General features: G+C 69.8%; 12 protein-coding genes. 8 read left to right on the forward strand and 4 right to left on the reverse strand.

From position 1 onward, the window contains the following. Window positions 1-1,064: 1,064 nt before the first annotated feature. The 4 genes from RWE79_RS38255 (at window position 1,065) to RWE79_RS38270 (ending at window position 6,654) form a co-directional block, all read left to right on the forward strand. Window positions 1,065-2,345 carry an extracellular solute-binding protein gene (locus tag RWE79_RS38255; RefSeq protein WP_475945229.1) on the forward strand — a complete coding sequence of 427 codons (1,281 nt, stop codon included), beginning with the start codon at window positions 1,065-1,067 and terminating at the stop codon, window positions 2,343-2,345. 53 nt (window positions 2,346-2,398) lie between these two features. Further along, window positions 2,399-3,250, forward strand: coding sequence for a carbohydrate ABC transporter permease (locus RWE79_RS38260; protein ID WP_475946383.1), 852 nt, complete (start codon window positions 2,399-2,401; stop codon window positions 3,248-3,250). Further along, a complete protein-coding gene (locus RWE79_RS38265; protein WP_475945231.1) occupies window positions 3,247-4,182 on the forward strand; it encodes a carbohydrate ABC transporter permease in 936 nt (311 codons plus the stop codon). The genes RWE79_RS38260 and RWE79_RS38265 overlap by 4 nt, the downstream gene beginning before the upstream one ends. A gap of 117 nt (window positions 4,183-4,299) precedes the next feature. After that, entirely contained in the window at window positions 4,300-6,654 is a 2,355-nt protein-coding gene (locus RWE79_RS38270) for a glycoside hydrolase family 3 N-terminal domain-containing protein (RefSeq protein WP_475945233.1), read from the forward strand. Between the two features lie 370 nt (window positions 6,655-7,024). On the opposite strand, the gene RWE79_RS38275 is transcribed toward RWE79_RS38270, so the two are convergent. The 3 genes from RWE79_RS38275 to RWE79_RS38285 all read right to left on the reverse strand — a co-directional run bounded on the left by RWE79_RS38275 (window position 7,025) and on the right by RWE79_RS38285 (window position 11,759). Next, on the reverse strand, window positions 7,025-9,229 hold the full coding sequence (locus tag RWE79_RS38275; RefSeq protein WP_475945235.1) for an RICIN domain-containing protein: 2,205 nt from the start codon (window positions 9,227-9,229) through the stop codon (window positions 7,025-7,027). A gap of 189 nt (window positions 9,230-9,418) precedes the next feature. Beyond that, entirely contained in the window at window positions 9,419-10,459 is a 1,041-nt protein-coding gene (locus tag RWE79_RS38280; RefSeq protein ID WP_475945237.1) for a LacI family DNA-binding transcriptional regulator, read from the reverse strand. A gap of 349 nt (window positions 10,460-10,808) precedes the next feature. Then, window positions 10,809-11,759: a L,D-transpeptidase gene (locus tag RWE79_RS38285; RefSeq protein ID WP_475946385.1), complete on the reverse strand. Its 951-nt coding sequence runs from the start codon at window positions 11,757-11,759 to the stop codon at window positions 10,809-10,811. An 850-nt stretch (window positions 11,760-12,609) separates the two neighbouring features. On the opposite strand from RWE79_RS38285, the gene RWE79_RS38290 reads away from it, so the two are divergent. The 4 genes from RWE79_RS38290 to RWE79_RS38305 all read left to right on the forward strand — a co-directional run bounded on the left by RWE79_RS38290 (window position 12,610) and on the right by RWE79_RS38305 (window position 15,925). Then, entirely contained in the window at window positions 12,610-13,128 is a 519-nt protein-coding gene (locus RWE79_RS38290) for a toxin-antitoxin system HicB family antitoxin (protein WP_475945239.1), read from the forward strand. A gap of 85 nt (window positions 13,129-13,213) precedes the next feature. Further along, complete coding sequence (locus tag RWE79_RS38295) at window positions 13,214-14,056, forward strand: DUF4097 family beta strand repeat-containing protein (protein WP_475945241.1); 843 nt, start codon at window positions 13,214-13,216, stop codon at window positions 14,054-14,056. 79 nt (window positions 14,057-14,135) lie between these two features. Then, window positions 14,136-15,137: an ATP-binding cassette domain-containing protein gene (locus RWE79_RS38300; RefSeq protein WP_475945243.1), complete on the forward strand. Its 1,002-nt coding sequence runs from the start codon at window positions 14,136-14,138 to the stop codon at window positions 15,135-15,137. Further along, the gene (locus RWE79_RS38305) at window positions 15,134-15,925 is read left to right on the forward strand and encodes an ABC transporter permease (protein ID WP_475945245.1); all 792 of its coding nucleotides are present in this window, start codon (window positions 15,134-15,136) and stop codon (window positions 15,923-15,925) included. The genes RWE79_RS38300 and RWE79_RS38305 overlap by 4 nt, the downstream gene beginning before the upstream one ends. Window positions 15,926-16,194: 269 nt before the next feature. Here RWE79_RS38305 and RWE79_RS38310 read toward each other — a convergent pair whose 3' ends face one another. Further along, window positions 16,195-16,680: a DUF4158 domain-containing protein gene (locus RWE79_RS38310; RefSeq protein ID WP_475945247.1), complete on the reverse strand. Its 486-nt coding sequence runs from the start codon at window positions 16,678-16,680 to the stop codon at window positions 16,195-16,197. Window positions 16,681-16,757 lie beyond the last annotated feature (77 nt).

Below are 16,757 nucleotides of genomic sequence, written 5' to 3' on the forward strand. Positions count from 1 at the left end.
AGCAGCCCTCCACCCGCAGAGGCGGCGTCCGCTACGTCGCTTCTCGCACAGGACGCCGCCCGCCTGCTGCGCCAAGCCCTCACTGCCAGGGCTCGGTGCAGCGGGCGTTGCCGTCGCCATCTCCGGCTCGGGAAGGCACGGAGGCGGCTGCGTGGCCAGGTTCTCGGGCGGCGTACCAGCGGCCTCGTGTACTCACCGGTGGCGAAAGCCGAGGCGCAGAAGGCCGTGGACCGGCTCCCACATGGCGGCCATCCCGCAACCGCTCGGGGGCCCGACCGCCCCGGCCGGCCGGGGCGATGTTGGCATCGGGTACAGGTTGACCGCGCCGCCGCCGGTGGTGAACAGCAGGGTGCCGGATCAGGCCTCGAGCATCCCGGGCAGCGCCGCCCGGACGGCGGCGACCGCGCCGTAGGGGAGGCTGTCGATCTGCGAGCGCAGAGTGTCGAGGTCACCTCCTTGGATGAGGTCACGGGACAGGCCCGCGTGCGGGGAGAACTCCAGGACGTCACCGCGGTGGTTCCGGCCTCAACGAGTCCGCTGGAGACCAGGGCGACATCGAAGCCGCGGCCGACCCGTCCGGCCCCGGCGATGGCGATGGCGATGGCGATGGCGGGCATGCGTACTCGTTGTGAGGGGTGGTGCGGTCTCGGCCGGACGGCCGGGTGCTGCCGCAGGATCGCAGGGCGTACCTCGTGCAGGCGGATTCTCCGCGAGGTGCCCGCAGGTGAACCGGCAGGCACGGCCGGCTCTCCTGAGCGGGATGAGTGCGCCCCGCCGACGCTGCCGGAAGAGTCGTCGAAGTGTCCGCGCTGCCCAGCGCTGCCGTTTTGCCCGCGTCCCCTCGCTCCTCGCGAAAATGTTTCGTAACCGAGGAATTTCCAGTCCTTGTCCTGGGTGTGAATTCCGTGTCAGTGTCCCGGTCAACAGGCAGTCCACCCGCGGTGGGGCAACCGAAAGCCTTTCGTGCTGGTTTCCGATCTGCCTGACGCACCAACGGCATGCCGAAAGAAGAGAGGCACCCCATGCGGGGAATCCCGGTCATCGGAAATCACGGAAGCCCGAGAATGCGACGCGTCGTCGCGTCCATGGTCACCCTGGCGGCGGCCATGAGCCTTGCCGCATGCGGGAGTTCGGGGCCGTCCACGACCTCGTCGGCGAAGGGCCTGACGATGTGGGCGCTCAACGACCAGCCGATCCTCCAGAAGTCCGTCGACGCCTACAACAAGGACCACCCGGACGAGAAGATCACCCTGCGGGTGTTCGCCAACGACGACTACAAGCAGAAGCTGCGCGTCGCCTTCGGCGCGAACCAGGCCCCGGACCTCTTCTTCAACTGGGGCGGCGGCGCACTGAACGACTACGTCAAGGCGGGCAAGGTCGACGCGCTGACGACCTCGGAGGTGACAACGGACCGGTTCACGCCGAGCGTGATGCAGAGCGCCACCTTCGACAGCAAGGTCTACGGCGTGCCCGCCAACGGTCTGGCCCCGGTCGTCCTCTACTACAACAAGAAGGTGATGGCCGACGCGGGCGTGAAGCCGCCGAAAACGTACGCCGACCTGCTGGCGGCCGTGAAGAAGCTGAAGGCCAAGGACGTCGTGCCGCTCTCCCTCGCCGCGAACTCCAAGTGGCCGACGCTGATGTACCTGGAGTACCTCCTCGACCGCACCGGCGGCTCCCAGGTGTTCACGAAGATCGCCTCCGGTGACGCGTCGGCATGGAAGGACCCGTCGGTCACCAAGGCCAACCAGTACCTGCAGGAGCTCTCGAAGGCCGGCGCCTTCGGGGACAGCGCCTCCTCCGTCAGTTACGACCAGGGCGCCTCCACGGCCCTGCTCTACACGGGCAAGGCGGCGATGGAGGTGATGGGCACCTGGGAGTACGCCAACATCGCCAAGGCCGCGCCGGACTTCCTGAAGAAGGGCGACCTCGGCTTCACCGCGTTCCCGTCGCTTCCCGACGGCTCCGGCGACCCGAAGAGCATCGTCGGCAACCCCTCGAACTTCCTGTCGCTGAACTCGTCGACCAAGCACAAGGCGGCGGCGCTCACGTACCTGAAGGACTACGTCCTGAACGACTCCCAGGTCGACGCCTACCTCGCATCCGGCAGCGTGCCGCCGGTCAAGGGCCTGGAGTCGAAGCTGGCGGCCTCGAAGTCGTCCGACAAGGCGTGGCTGCAGTTCGTCTACGGCCTGGTGCAGAAGGCGCCGGGCTTCCAGCTCTCCTGGGACCAGGCGCTGCCCTCGGAACAGGCGGACCCGCTGCTGACCAACACGGACAAGTCGTTCCTGCGGCAGATCCCGCCCGCCGAGTTCGGTACGAACATGAACAAGGCGGCGTCGTGACCACCGCTCTTCCCTCCGGCCGTGGGGGAGGCCGCAGCTACAGCGGCCTCCTCATGGCCGCCCCCGCCCTGCTTCTCTTCGGCCTGTTCGGCCTCGTCCCGCTGCTGGCCGTGGTGGCACTCAGCCTCACCCGCTGGGACGGCCTCGGTGCCATCGGCTGGGCCGGCGGAGCCAACTGGAGCGGTGTCCTGACCGACGGCGCCACCTGGCAGGCGCTGGGGCTCACCGTCAAGGTGATGGTGGTCAGCTGGCTGGTCCAGACGCCCGTCGCCCTGGCACTCGGCGTCTTCCAGGCGCCGAGGGGGAGGCTGCGCGCGCTGTTCGCCGTGCTCTTCTTCCTTCCGCTGCTGCTGTCCGCCGTGGCGATCGGCCTGACCTGGCAGGCGCTGCTCGATCCGTCCTTCGGCATCGGCGCCACGCCGGGACTGCACTGGCTGGCGAAGCCGCTGCTGGGCTCGCCGGACCTGGCCCTGTACACGGTGATCTTCGTGATCGCCTGGCAGTTCGTGCCGTTCCACGCCCTCCTCTACCAGGCGGGCATACGGCAGATCCCCACGGCCCTGTACGAGGCCGCGGCCCTCGACGGCGCCGGCCGCCTGGCCCGCTTCCGGCACATCACCCTGCCGCAGCTGAAGTACACGATGGTCACGTCCAGCACGCTCATGCTCGTCGGCTCGTTGACGTACTTCGACCTGATCTTCGTTCTGTCCGGCGGCACCGGCGGCCCCGGCACCGCCACCCGGGTCCTTCCCCTGGCCATGTACATCACCGGATTCCAGGCCCACGACATGGGCCGGGCCAGCGCCGTCGCCGCCCTGCTGGTGGTCTTCGGCCTCGGCCTGTCACTGCTGACCACCCGCCTGTCCGGCTTCACCCGGATGGACAGCCAGCAGGAGGGCATGTGAGCTCCACCGTGACCAGGTCCCGCGATCCCCGTACGGGAGCCGACCGTGAGCGTGCCGCCGGGGCCCCGGCGGCGGCACCGCCGTCAGTCCGGCCCCGGCGGCTCACGGCCGCCGGCGCGCTGCGCCGTGCCCTCACCGGCAGCACGACGCTCGTCTGGACGGCGATCGTCGTCGTACCCGTGTACTGGCTGGTGGTGACCAGCCTGCGCACCCGCGCCGACTTCACCGCCGACAGCCCGCTGGCCCTGCCCGGCCACCCGACGCTCGGCAACTACCGGACCGTGCTGGAAGGCGACTTCACGACGTACCTGCTCAACAGCGTGACCGTGACCGTGGCGACGGTCGTCCTCACCGTCGCCGTCGCCCTTATGGCCGCCTTCGCGATCGTCCGAGGCGCCGGAAGCCGCTTCTCCCGCGTGTCCTTCCGGCTGTTCCTGCTGGGCCTGGCGATCCCGCTGCAGGCCGTGATCATCCCGGTCTACCTGCTGATCATCAAGATGCAGCTGTACGACAGCCTGGCGGCGATTGTCCTGCCGTCGGTGGCGTTCGCGCTGCCGATCACCGTGATGATCCTGGTGAGTTTCCTGCGCGATGTGCCCCGGTCGCTCTTCGAGGCGATGATCGTCGACGGCGCCGGCGACTGGCGCATGCTCTGGTCGCTGGCCGCGCCCCTGGCCCGCCCGGCGCTGATGACGGTTGCCGTCTACGACGGACTGCAGGTCTGGAACGGCTTCCTCTTCCCCCTCATCCTCACCCAGAGCGGCGACAAGGCGGTACTGCCGCTGGCGCTGACCCTCTACCGGGGGCAGTTCGGCATCGACGTACCGGCCACGATGGCCGCGGTGGTGCTCTCCACCCTTCCGATGCTGGCGCTGTTCATCCTCGCCCGGCGTCAGCTCGTCGCCGGTCTCACCGCCGGTTTCTCCAAGTAACCCATTCAAGTAGCCCATTCAAGTAACCCAGTTCACCGAGTAGTTCGCTGCGAGCGGCGGCCGGGCAGCGCGCCCGGTCCCCTCGGCATGCCCACGCAATTCCCCGAGGAGTCGTGAATGACGACCACCATGCCGGACCACGGCGGCCTCCCGCAGCCGGGCGACGGCCGCCCCTGGGCCGACACCACCCTGCCGACCGTCGAGCGGGTCGAGGCGCTGCTGGCCCGGCTCACCCTGCCGGAGAAGGTCGCGCAGCTGAGCAGCACCTGGGAGGACATCGAGGCGGACGGCCCCGAAGTGGCCCCGGGCAGCAACCACTTCGGCCGCGTCGGCGACCTGGACGAAACCGCCCGGCATGGCCTGGGCCAGCTCACCCGGCCCTACGGCACCCTGCCCCGCCCCGCCCTGGAGCACAGCCGCCTGCTGGCCGAGCACCAGCGGCAGGTGGTGGCCCAGAGCAGGTTCGGCATCCCCGCCATGGCACACGACGAGTGCCTGACCGGTTTCACGGCCTACGGGGCGACGATCTACCCGACCTCGCTGGGCATGGCGGCCACCTTCGATCCCGGCCTGATCCGCAGGGTCGGTGAGGCCATCGGCACCGACATGGCCGACGCCGGCGTCCACCAGGGCCTCGCCCCCGTCGTCGATGTCATCCGCGACTACCGCTGGGGCCGCTGCGAGGAGACCTTCGGCGAGGACCCGTACCTGGTCGGCGAGGTGGCCGAGGCGTACGTCACCGGCCTGCAGAGCGCCGGGGTGTTGGCCACCCTCAAGCACTTCGCCGGGTACTCCGCCTCCATGGGCGGCCGCAACCACGCCCCCGTGCAGATCGGCCGCCGCGAGTTGTTCGACGTCATCCTGCCGCCCTTCGAACGGCTCGTCGCCGCGGGCGTGGGCTCGGTCATGAACTCGTACGCCGAGATCGACGGCGAGGCGCCCGCCGCGAGCCGGTGGCTGCTGACCGAGGTCCTGCGCGACCAATGGGGTTTCGAGGGCACCGTCGTCTCCGACTACTGGTCCCTGCCCTTCCTGGTGAGCGCCCACCGGGTGGCCGCCGGCCTGGCCGAGGCCGGGGCGCTCGCCCTGAGCGCGGGGATGGATGTGGAACTGCCCGACCAACGCGGCTTCGGCGACGCGCTCGTCCATGCCGTGGAACAGGGCGTGGTGGAGGAGGGCCTGGTCGACCGGGCGGTACGCCGGGTGCTGCGGCAGAAGATCGAACTCGGACTCCTCGACCCCGGCTGGGACCCACGCCCGCCCGCCCTGCGCGCGGGCGAACTCGACCTCGACAAGCCGGTGAACCGCGCGCTCGCCCTTGCCGTGGCCCGGTCGAGCGCCGTCCTGCTGTCGAACGACGGCGTCCTGCCCCTCCCGGCCACCGGCCGCATCGCGCTGATCGGCCCGTGCGCCGACGACGTACGCACCATGTTCGGCTGCTACAGCTTCCCCAACCACGTCCTCGCCGAACGCGACGACCTCGGCAACGGTGTCGGGGCGATCTCCCTGCGCACCGCCCTGACCGACGAACTGCCCGGTGTGGAGTGGGAGTTCACCCAGGGCTGCCCGATCCGCGACGAGGACCGCTCCGGCATCCCCGCCGCGGTGGCAGCCTGCGCCGCCGCCGATCTCACCGTGCTGGCCGTCGGTGACAAGGCGGGGATGTTCGGCGTCGGCACCTCGGGCGAGGGCTGCGACGTGGAGGATCTTCGCCTGCCCGGCGTGCAGGAGGAGCTGGTCGAGGCGGTGCTGGCGACAGGACGACCGGTCGTCCTGGTCGTCAGCAGCGGCCGGCCCTACGCCACGGGCCGGTTCGCGTCCGCCGCCGCGGCCATGGTGCAGGTCTTCCTGCCCGGCGAGGAGGGCGGCCGGGCGGTGGCCCAACTCCTGGCTGGGAAGATGAACTTCAGTGGCAAACTGCCCGTACAGATCCCGAACACGCCCGGCGGTCAGCCGTACACCTACCTCCACCCGCCGCTCGGCGACCGGCAGAGCTTCCTGTCCAACCTCGATCCGACGCCCGCCTTCCCGTTCGGCCACGGACTGTCCTACACGACCTTCGAGACGGACCTGCTGACCGTCGACCGCGAACTGGTGTCCACGGACGGCGAGTTCACGGCCGTCGCGCGGGTGCGGAACACGGGAACCGTGCCGGGCGCCGAAACGGTGCAGCTGTACGCCGTCGACCCGGTGGCCCAGGTCACGCGGCCCGTGCGGTCACTCCTGGGCTTCGCCAAGGTCGACCTCGCCCCCGGCGAGCGGGCGACGGTCCGCTTCCGCGTCCACACCGACCGCCTCGCCTTCACCGGCCTGGACGGCCGACGTGTCGTCGAACCCGGCGAGATCCTGCTGTACGTGGGCTCCTCCAGCCTGGACACACCCGTGCGGGAGACGGTCCGGCTCGTCGGTGAGGAGCGGGACGCGACGGTCGTACGCCATCACACCGTGCCCGTGACCGTCGAGCGGGAGTGAACGGGGTGGGAGACGAACGGAAGGGCTCGGCCCGCTCGGGTTCCGGCGGTCGTCCTAACACCCCGGTACAAGCGGTGCGACGGACTTCGAGAACGAGGGGACCGCAAGCCGCAGGGACGTAAGAAGCTCTCTCGGGAGCGAACGGCATGCCGCGGCAACAAGGCGGCGCCACCGGTCGGTTCGGTGGCGCCGCCTTCTGTGCCGTCGCGCCACCTGTGCCAGTCGGACCGCAGCTGTCGCCGCCGAACTCAACGGCCGTCCACGCGAAACGCCCGGCTGGGAAACCCCAGCCGGGCCTGCACAGGACCGTGTCCTGCGTGGGACCTTCGGGGGTGCCTCGCCGTACGGGCGAGGCACCCCGGGGTGCGCACTATCCTCGGCTCCACCTCTGGGTGGCGTTGCCGAGAGCCGTCCACAGTTGCACGGGTGATCCGTTGGCCGTCGCCCAACTGCTGACGTCGGCGGCGAGGCCGTTGGAGCGGTTGACGACGGATCCGTCCAGACGGAAGGACCACTTCTGGCTGGTCTTTCCGTTGCAGGTCCAGAGGATGAGCTTGGTGCCCGCGGTGGTGCCGTCACTGTTCGCGGCGAGGCACTTGCCGGCGACGCGGAGTTCGCCCGCGGTGGTCTGCGTGATCAGCTGATTGGCGTTCCCGGAGCAGTCCCAGATCTGCACCTGCACACCCGTCTGGCCGTTCGGCACGTCGAGGCAGCGACCGGAGTTGCTGCCCTTCAGCGTGAAGGACGCGTCGGTCGGCAGGGGGTCCTGTACGAGCTGCCACTCCTGCGAGTCGTCCGCCGCGGCGTTCGCGGACGCGTCGATCGACGCTTCCAGGTCGACGGGGCCGCTCTGGGTCGCGCCCGTCATGAACAGACTCGTGTTACGGACCGATCGGATTCTGTAGTACCCGTCGGTCGAGGCGACCAGGGTCCACTGCTTGTCGGTGGCTCCCTCGTCGACCCACTGGGCGAGGCGCTGCCCGGCCGTCGCGGTGCCGTTCCAGATGCCGACGGCGCGGCCACCGGTCTTGTTGAGCAGCGTCACGTTGTCGCCCTTGGCGGTCAGATGCCAGCGCTGCGAGTCGTCCGTGGCATCCCGGTTCTTGAGGACGACGTCGGGGACGTTTCCGGTGAGGTTCGCGTCCTGCGTCTTCCCGGTGTCGGGGCTGAGGACCTGGCCCGTCAGGCGATTGACGAGGGTGTCGTAGACGCCGTCGGACCTGCCGAGGTCGACCTCGCCGTAGTGCACCGGCCCGACGCTCCCGCCGCTCCACGAGGCCTGGAGGATGAGGACGCGTCCCGTGCCCTGGACGTACTGGAGACTGCGGCTGTAACCGGCGGCGACCGGCGTCTGGTACTCCTTCCAGGTGCCGGTGCTCAGACCGGACTCGTTCACCCAGACGTTGCCGCTGCCGGACGCGTTGTAGACGATCCGTCCGTCCGGCATCGGCAGCAGCACCGGGCTGCCGCCTGTCGACAGCGAGTGGCCCCCGGAGGGCACGGGCAGCGCGCTGATCGCGGCGTCACCGGCCGCGTAGAACTTCAGCGGATCGTCCGCGATCTTGTAGCGGACGTTCGATCCGCCGCCCCAGTACTCGTAGGTCAGGAGCCACTTGCCGTCGGTGGTCGGGGCGATCGTCGTCATGCCTGGCCGTCCGCCGCCGATCTCCGTCGTGCCGCTGTTGTTCACGGTGCTGCCCGGGACGTCGACGACCGGCTGGCTCCAGGACGTGCTGCTGCCGTCCCAGGTCCTGTGCACGAGGATCTGGCCGCCCGAATCCGGTGCCGTGTCGTTGTTCGGGTCTATGGTCGGCACCCCGGTGGTGGCGTTGTAACCGAGGTAGTCGTTCTCGTCGGAGTAGTAGGCGACGAGCTGGCCGTTGCGGGCGACCAGGTGTGGCTCCCAGACCGGATCGACCTGCGCGTGGGTGTTGGCGGCCGAGACGCGGCCGAGGCTTCCGGCGCTTCCGCCCTGCCATGAGCCGGCGGCGATGATGTTCTGAATGCTCCAGGTCGCGCCCTGGTCGGTGCTGGAGTACAAGGCGATCGCCACGTCTTTGCGGTCGCCGTCACTGGAGGCCGTCCAGCTGGAGTTGGCGGCCTTCTGCTCTTCGTAGTAGTAGTCGTCCCCCGAGACGACGCTCGCGAGAAGCAGCGTGCCGGCGCTCAGATTTCCGACGGTCTGCGGGAGCACATAGAGATACGGGTTCGTCCAGTTGCTGGTGTACTTCGCGTACTGGGGGTCACTGGAAAGGTAGGCGGGAGCTTTGACATCGGACAGCTTCTGCCACGTCGTGCCGTTGTCGTCACTGTTGTAGACGGGCAGTGTCTGACCCACCGGAGCGGTCTGATCGTTCTCGAACGTCGCCACGATCCGGCCGCTCGGTAGCTGGGCCGACTTCGGGTAGAGAACACAGGGGTTCTTGTTGCACGAGGAGGGATTGTCCGCCACATACAGGTTCGATGAGCTCGGCTGATACGCCGACGCACCCGCTGCGGAGGCGATGGCGAATGCCATGCCGATGCCGAAGGCTGTCGCTGTCGTGAGAGCCTTCCGTGCCACTGTTCTCGTCATTGCGGTTCCTCTGAGCCTGGCGGCGACCGGAGGACGGGCTGTCGTGACCACGGCATTCCTTTCACCTGGGGAATCGCGCACCACACCCCTTAAAGAAAAGGGGGTGAGGGCGCGGACAGGAAGCCAGTATTCGTAGGCGACACCGCGATGTCACCGGCACGTTGCGAAAGTGTTTCGGGCGATCGCCGGTTACGCGCTATTGACCCGGCGGGGAGCGGACGTCGAAGTGCGCAGCACGAGTTCCGTGGCCAGCTCGATACGCGGGGACGCGGGCGGCCGGCCCTGGGCGAGCTCCAGGAGCACCCGGGTCGCCTCGCGCCCCAGCTCCTCGAACGGCTGGCGCACCGCGCTCAGCGGTGGGCAGGCCATGGCCGCCACCAGCGTGTCGTCGAACGACATGACCGCCAGGTCGTCCGGAACGCCGAGCTCCTGCTGGCGGGCGGCCTCCAGCACGCCGAGCGCCTGCGCGTCGCTGGCCGCGAAGACGGCCGTGGGCGGGTCGTCGATCCGCAAAATCTGCCGGCTTGCGAGGAGGGCCTCGGTGTAGTCGAAGTCGGTCGAGCGGACGATCGCCGGATCGTAGGCGATCCCGGCCTCCTCCAACGCGGCCCGGTAACCGTGCACCCGCGCCGCCCCGGCCAGGGAGTGCGAACGGCCCGCGACCATGCCGATGCGGGTGTGCCCGAGGCCCAGCAGATGCTGTACGGCGTCCCGGGCGCCGTTCCAGTTGGTCACCCCGATGCTGGGAATGCCCTCCGACGGGGCGCTGAGCGGGTCTATCAGCACCACCGGAAGCCGCTGCTCGACGATCCGGCGCTGATCCTCCTCGGACAGCATCGAGATCACGATCACGATCCCCGCCGCACCGAGCGCCACGCATTGCTCAAGCCACCCGGAGATCGACCGCCGGCTCGTCGTCCCGGTGACCACGTCGATCCCGAGCTCACCGGCCGCGTCCACGATCCCGCGGACGACCTCCAGCGTGTACGGGCCGGACAGGTCTCGGAACACCGCGATGATCTGCCGGGGCATCGCGGCATCCCGCTCCCACGGGCGGACGAACCCGTATCGCACCAGCAGTTCCTCGACCCGTTCCCGCGTCGCCGCGCCGACGTCCCGGCGCCGGTGCACCACCTTGGACACCGTGCTGAGCGAGACTCCCGCCTCGCTCGCGATACTCGTCAGGAGACCGTACTGTGCCTCGACCTGACCCTTGCCGCGACCTGTCACTCGATGCCCGTTCCGCTCGCCGAACTCCGATGCGCCGGACCGCACCGAGCACCTGGCCAGAATCCTTGCCGCAAGCTAATGCGGCCCGGGGCGTGGAGGCAAGACCGCTGCATGCCGTCTCATGCTGTGCCCAGGCCCCTCGGGCGATCGCCCGGGAGTCGGCCTCTCGCCGGGGCGCCGACGCGGCCGGGCGTGTGGGGCTGCCCGGACGGGCGTCATCGTTGTGCCGGGCGGCGGACGCCGACGGTTTCTACGACGTGCGGCTGCCTCCTGCGACGGGCGCGGACGACTGCACGGACCACGCGGTGGGGCAGCAGCTGCCGCTGACCGGTGCCGCCGCCGCAGCGCGTCACAGCGTCGCGGTCGTCCCCTCTCCGGAGGCGCTGCCCGCGAGCCACTGGCCCCATCCCAGGTTGAAGGCGGCGTAGCCGTTGTCGGCCGGAGCCTTGGCACGGGGCGAGCCGGTGACGGTGACGGGATCGCCCTGCTTGACCTGGCCGTAGAACCACTTGGCGTCCGACAAGGACAGGTGGACGCAGCCGTGCGAGCCGCGGGCGCTGCCGCTGCCCGGATTCGGGTCGCCGGTCGAGTAGTGCACGTACGTGCCGGACTGGGTCAGGTGGATGTCCCAGGGCAGCGTCAGGTCGTAGTAGTTGGGGCTGCCCTTGTCGCAGCTGATGCCGACGCTGCAGGAGGTCATGTGGACCTTCTTCTGCTTGTCGATGACGGCCATCGTGCCGTTCCACGTCGGATACTGGGCGCTGCCCGCGTTGATCGACAGGGTGCGCACCATTTTGCCGTTCCGGGTCACCTTCATGGTGTGGCCGGTCACCGAGACATCCGCGCGCACGTCATCGCCGATCTTGAAGGTGTGCGTGTAGCTGTGTACGCCGTAGCGTCCGTTGCCGTTGCTTACGCCCTTCATGTCAGCGTCGATCTTCACCGTCGTACCGGTGGGCCAGTACGTTTTCGGGCGCCAGTCGGCGCGCTTGCCGCCGAACCAGTGCCAGGCGCCGGCCACGGCCTGCGAGGTGCTCACCTTCATGTGCTTCTCGACCGTGGCCCGCGCCTTTGCCGCCACCGGGTTCGTGAAGACCACCGAGATCGGCATGGCCACGCCGACCGTGGTTCCTGTCTGCGGGGTGATCGTCTCCAGCAGCATCGGCGGGCCCGCGGGCTTCGTCGGTGACGGCGAGGGTGAGGCACTCGCGCTCGCCTTTCCCGACGCCTTCGCGTCGTCCCCGCTCGCCTTGGCCTTGTCACTGCCGCCCCCGCCGCAGGCACTCGCGCCCACCAGCATCACACCCGTGAGGAGTGCCGTACCTATGTGGCCCTTGCGCCGTCCCACGACCTGCCCCGCTCTCTCGCTCCCCGGCCCTGACGGGCCCGACTCCCTGTCAGACAGCGATGGCATGGGCCGCAGTTGCGTGCGGCACGTAGATCTTTAGTGATCCACGTCACTCAAACCTCGACGGCGCGCACTCAACGTTCGATGGCACAGGACACCGGGTGCGCGACGGTTCTCCACCGTGGCCGTGCTGCACCCCCTGATCGCGGTGGAGACCGTGCTGCGCGACCGAATCCCGGACGCGGGCAGCGGTTGGGTACGGGAGGGACTCCGGCAAGCCCGAGTGCGGCTCGGTGATGCCACTGTTGGGCGGCCCGGGCTGGGTGGTGGTGGCAGCCTCCGGGCAGGCCGGAGAGAGGGTCTTCGGCGACCTCGCTGGGCGTGGTGCGGACCGGAGGCAGGACGTGGTCGCCTACCGTCAGGTGCGGTTCGATCAAGGTCCCTTGCTCATCGCTGAGTTGCCCAGGCGTCACAACACATGCCGGGGCCGGGCGGGGCCGATCATGTCGCCTCGGGTGGGCTCGGCCCGGAGACGGACCGCGCGGCAGGGGCAGGCCACCCTTGCGACACCGGATGGCATCACATGATGTCGCGAGTGGCGCAGCTTGGTGCCATCCGGTGCCGCCTGGCGTCATCCAGAGCCATTCCGTGCTCCCGGAGGTGCTGTGGTGCGCACGGCGTCACCGTGACTCAGGTAGGCGTCACTGTGTTTTCGCAGGTCGAGGCCGTTGTGTAACGCGCTGACTTCAGGATGTCGCCTCATGGCTTGCGCGTGGCGTCACCATGGTGCCATCATGGCGTTATGGACCTCACCCCATACGTCGACTCCCTCCGCCGCGAACTTGCGGTGGCCGCCGAAGCCGGCGGCGACGAAGCCCGCGAGCTGGCCGAAAGGCTCACCGCTCCCCTGGAATCGGCGACCCGGCTGACCATGCTCAACGTGCTCTCCGTCGCGATGGACGAGATCACCCGCGAACTCGCCCCCGGTTCCGTCGACGTACGGCTGCGCGGGCTCGACCCCGACTTCGTGGTGACACCGCCGCCCACCTATGGCGGTGCCCCCGTGGAGCCGGCCGCGCCCGTCGAACCGCTCAACACCCTGTCCTCGGCCGACGTCGACGAGGGCGGCACCGCACGCGTCAACCTGCGCCTGCCGGCCCACCTCAAGGCCCGCGCCGAAGAGGCCGCGACCCGCGAGGGCCTGTCGGTCAACGCGTGGTTGGTGCGCACCGTGTCGGCCGCGATCGACGGCAGCACCCGGCCGCGTACGACGGAGAAGACCCAGGCCGTCGGACAGAGCTTCACGGGCTGGGTGCGCTAGCCGCGCCCCCGCCCGCACCACTTCACCCCCACAATCACGTCCCACCAGCGGGGACGCCCCAAGGACTCATGAGGACAGGACAGCCATGCCTTCTTTCGACACTCCCGGACCGATTTCGGTTACCGCCTACGTGTACGCCGGTTCCATCCAGTTCACCGCGGGCGACCGCCTCGACACCGTCGTCGAGGTGCGGCCCCGCGACCCGAAGAAGGACCTGGACGTACGGACGGCCGACCAGACCGAGGTCGCCTGCACGAGCGGCACCCTGACCGTCACCACACCCAAGGCCAATCTGCTCGGGCGCGGCGGCACCGTCGATGTGACGGTGGAACTGCCCACGGGCTCGAACATCGACATGACCGGCGCCGGGGCCAGGGTGCTCGGCGAGGGCCGGCTCGGCGAGGTCCGCGTGAAGACCTCGGCCGGCGACGTCCGCCTCGACACCACCGGCCCGCTGCAACTGAAGGCGTCGCACGGCTCGACCGTCGTCGACCGGGTGGAAGGCGGGGCCGAGATCGTCAGCAGCACCGGTGACGTGCGCGTCGGCCTCGTCGACGGCCCCGCCGTCCTGAAGAACTCGCACGGCGCCACGACCGTCGGCGCCGTGACCGGCGAGCTGCGGGTGCACGGCGCCAACGGCGCCATCGATATCAGGCGCGCCGAGGCGTCGGTCACCGGCACCACCACCAACGGCCTCCTTCGCGTCGCCGAAGTCGCCCGGGGTAACGTCCGGTTGGAGACCTCCAACGGCTCGATCGAGGTCGGTATCCGCGAGGGTGCCGCCGCCTGGCTCGACGTCAGCTCGAACCGCGGGCAGGTACGCAACGCGCTTGCCGCGTCGGAGGCCCCGGAGCAGGCCGAGGACACCGTCAAGGTCCACGCACGGACCAACTGGGGCAACATCGACATCCTCCGCGCCAAGGCCTGAGGGCCTCCGCAGTCCAACCTCGCACCACCGTCAACTCGCCCACCCTCCGCACCACTTCAGCCTTCTACAGGAGGGCCGTATGCCTTCATTTGTCATGCCCGCATCCAACCTGCGCTACGGTCACGCCTCGCCGGCCGCCATCTCCACCGTCGGTCTGCGCAAGTCGTACGGAGACAAGACCGTCCTCGACGGCATCGATCTGCGCATCCCGGCCGGGTCGGTGTTCGCGCTGCTCGGCCCGAACGGCGCCGGCAAGACCACCGCCGTGAAGATCCTTTCCACGCTCATCACCGCCGACGGCGGGCAGGCCCAGGTCGCGGGCCACGACGTCGCCACGTCACCGGACGGTGTCCGCGCCGCGATCGGCGTCACCGGGCAGTTCTCCGCCGTCGACGGCCTGATCACCGGCGAGGAGAACATGCTCCTCATGGCGGACCTGCACCACCTGTCCAAGGACGAAGGGCGTCGGGTCGCCGCCGAGCTGCTGGAGCGCTTCGACCTCGTGGAGGCCGCGAAGAAGCCCGCCTCCACCTACTCCGGCGGCATGAAGCGCCGCCTGGACATCGCCATGACCCTGGTCGGCCACCCGCGGATCATCTTTCTGGACGAGCCGACCACCGGCCTCGACCCCCGCTCCCGCCACAACATGTGGCAGATCATCCGCGAACTGGTCTCCGACGGCGTCACCGTCTTCCTCACCACCCAGTACCTGGACGAGGCCGACGAACTCGCCGACCGCATCGCCGTGCTGAACGACGGCAGGATCGTCGCCGAAGGCACCGCCGACGAGCTGAAGCGCATGATCCCCGGCGGGCACGTGCGGCTCCGCTTCTCCGACCCGGCCGCCTACCGGGCCGCCGCCTCCGCGCTGCGTGAAGTCACCCGGGACGACGAGGCACTGGCGCTGCGGATCCCCAGCGACGGCAGCCAGCGCGAACTGCGCTCCATCCTCGACCGACTGGACTCCGCCGGCATCGAGGCCGACGAACTGACCGTGCACACCCCCGACCTCGACGACGTCTTCTTCGCCCTCACCGGCCCGGCCAACGTCCCCGACCAGCCCAAGGAGAACGTCCGATGAGCGCCCTCTCCCTCGCCGTGCGCGACTCGAACACGATGCTGCGCCGCAACCTCCTGCACGCGTGGCGCTACCCGTCCGCAACCCTGAACCTGCTGCTCACGCCGATCATGCTGCTTCTGCTCTTCGTCTACATCTTCGGCGACGTGATGAGCGCGGGCATCGGCGGCGGCGGCGCCGACCGCTCCGACTACATCGCCTACATCGTCCCCGGCATCCTGATGATGACCGTCGGCAGCACCGTCATCGGGGCCGCGGTCTACATCTCCATGGACATGACCGAGGGCCTCATCGCCCGCTTCCGGACGATGGCGGTCTACCGCGGCTCGGTGATCGTCGGGCACGTCGTCGGCAGCGTGCTGCAGTGCCTCGCCAGTGCGGTCCTCGTCGGCGCCGTCGGCGTGGCCATCGGCTTCCGGTCCACCGATGCCACCGTCCTGGAGTGGCTGGCCGCGTTCGGACTGCTCGCACTGTTCGCCCTGGCGCTCACCTGGATCGCGGTCGGCATGGGCATGGCCAGCCCGACGCCCGAGGCAGCCAGCAACAGTGCGATGCCGCTGATCCTCCTGCCGCTCATCTCGAGCGCCTTCATTCCGGCCGACACGATGCCGGGCTGGTTCCGGCCGATCGCCGAGTACCAGCCGTTCACCCCGGCCATCGAGACCTTGCGCGGCCTGCTGCTCGGCACCGAGATCGGTAACAACGGGTGGATCGCGATCGCCTGGTGCGTCGGCCTGACCGCGCTCGGCTACCGCTGGTCGATGGCGCAGTTCAACCGCGACCCGAAGTAGCCGGGCCTGGGCCGCTTCCCGCAGCTCGTCCCGCCCCAGGGCGGCGTACTCCGACCCCGCATCGGCGTACGCCGCCCGGTCGGCGTCCTCGGCCGCCGTCCGGGCGCGGTCCGCCGACATCGTGGGCCGGTAGTCGCGCCACCCCGGGACACGGTCCCGTCCGAGTAGCGCGCCTCGCGCCCACCGGGGCGCCGCCTGCCGGAAGCAGGCGACACCCGTCGCCGTACGTCGTGGTTCCGCCGGCCTGCGCAGCGTAGCCGCGTGCGCACTCATCCCGTACCGGGCCGGCTACGCCGGCGTGGATGTCCCGCGTCCGCTCCAACGCCACCCCTCCGGCACGGACCGTGCGGCCCCTCCGGGACATCGAGGAGCTCCAGCAGCCCGCGGCGGAACTCCGGCTCCACCGGGGCGTCCACCACCGAGTGGATCGGCGCCCGCTCACCGGTACGGACCTCACCGACCAGCCGGGCCGGCTGAGTGAGCCCCGGCATCAGCACCCGGGTGCGCAGCGGCCACGTCACCGCCCGGTCGAACCGCGCCCGCGGCCCCTCGTGCGACACCCACACCCGCCCGGCGACGTGCTCCCGCAGGGCCAGGTCGCCATCCTCGAAATCCCGGATCTTCAGCGGCTTCCGGATCTCACGGGCGTGCTCATGCTGGGTCGGCAGCCGCTCCGGGTACAGCTTCGGACACGACGGATCCTCAACCCCCAACTGCTCCGCAACCCCCAACTGCTCCGCGACGAACTCGGCCACCCCGGCAAAAAGGTGCCCAGCGTCCGTGCTCCTGCACCGACAGCTCCCCGGGAGAGCGGGACCCCTTCCCGACCTCA

This window comes from Streptomyces sp. RLA131, assembly GCF_056270125.1.

Excerpts from the sequence above, each read along its gene's own strand:
- RWE79_RS38255 (WP_475945229.1), top strand. The coding sequence starts at position 1,065 with ATGCGACGCGTCGTCGCGTCCATGGTCACCCTGGCGGCGGCCATGAGC.
- RWE79_RS38260 (WP_475946383.1), top strand. The coding sequence starts at position 2,399 with ATGGCCGCCCCCGCCCTGCTTCTCTTCGGCCTGTTCGGCCTCGTCCCG.
- RWE79_RS38270 (WP_475945233.1), top strand. The coding sequence starts at position 4,300 with ATGACGACCACCATGCCGGACCACGGCGGCCTCCCGCAGCCGGGCGAC.
- RWE79_RS38275 (WP_475945235.1), bottom strand. The coding sequence starts at position 9,229 with ATGACGAGAACAGTGGCACGGAAGGCTCTCACGACAGCGACAGCCTTC.
- RWE79_RS38285 (WP_475946385.1), bottom strand. The coding sequence starts at position 11,759 with ATGCTGGTGGGCGCGAGTGCCTGCGGCGGGGGCGGCAGTGACAAGGCC.
- RWE79_RS38290 (WP_475945239.1), top strand. The coding sequence starts at position 12,610 with ATGGACCTCACCCCATACGTCGACTCCCTCCGCCGCGAACTTGCGGTG.
- RWE79_RS38295 (WP_475945241.1), top strand. The coding sequence starts at position 13,214 with ATGCCTTCTTTCGACACTCCCGGACCGATTTCGGTTACCGCCTACGTG.
- RWE79_RS38300 (WP_475945243.1), top strand. The coding sequence starts at position 14,136 with ATGCCTTCATTTGTCATGCCCGCATCCAACCTGCGCTACGGTCACGCC.
- RWE79_RS38305 (WP_475945245.1), top strand. The coding sequence starts at position 15,134 with ATGAGCGCCCTCTCCCTCGCCGTGCGCGACTCGAACACGATGCTGCGC.